Origin of the sequence: Gilliamella sp. Choc4-2, assembly GCF_001690355.1 — a bacterium.
Classification (GTDB): domain Bacteria; phylum Pseudomonadota; class Gammaproteobacteria; order Enterobacterales; family Orbaceae; genus Gilliamella; species Gilliamella apicola_A.
Genome location: NZ_LZHG01000072.1, coordinates 1 through 771 on the forward strand (window position 1 = coordinate 1; position 771 = coordinate 771).

Below are 771 nucleotides of genomic sequence, written 5' to 3' on the forward strand. Positions count from 1 at the left end.
GTTAATCGATTCTGTCACTGCTTCGGCTTATGGCTCGTATCAGCTGTATATTGGTATGACAGTAAGTATGGAAACACTTTTTTACCCCGCAAATCTTAAACTTAACAGTAATCTAATGAATTAAAACAATATTACAGAACATAAGCACCACTAAGCCCTATCTTTAAGCGCAACGTACCATCATAAGAAATACTATAGTAATGAGCACCACCTTCAATAATTTGTCCAGTTACACCTTCTTTGAGTCCACCATAACCTTTATATAAGCTATAAATATCCTTATTTTTTATCCAATTTGGCACATTTTCTAAATGGAAATCAAAGTAGACAGTACGCTTACCGTTATCCTTATTATCAATCTTTCTTATCTTGTCAACCACAACCCGACCAAAGCAGAAGTTAGTGCCCCCCCACCAATCTACGTATTTACGACCTTCTTCCGTTAAATTATAACGGTACAGGGGCTTATCGCCATCATGACCAACTAGCTCTTCGGTAAATAATCCCTCTTTAGCATAGAGGGATAGTTTTAAATTAAGCTCATTATTGGCGGCGATTTTATCCCATGCATCATCAGGATCAATTTCGCCTTCAATATATTGAATAGTATAAGGATACATATCTTCATAAACCTTACCGACCCTTAAACAAACTGATTTATTTCCTGTTGGGTTATTAATATCGTTTTCTCTTTGAATTCGCGTTTTATAATCGGTAAAATCGCACCCTGTCAGTAACGATAACATCAGTAAACTACTACCTAATATTAAG

The 771-nt window shown here is 35.8% G+C and carries 1 protein-coding gene; it reads right to left on the reverse strand.

What is annotated here, in order from left to right; translation table 11 throughout:
• Positions 1 to 131: 131 nt before the first annotated feature.
• Positions 132 to 771 (reverse strand): hypothetical protein (locus tag A9G34_RS09990; RefSeq protein ID WP_218055725.1); only part of this gene is annotated, 640 nt, incomplete at its 5' end.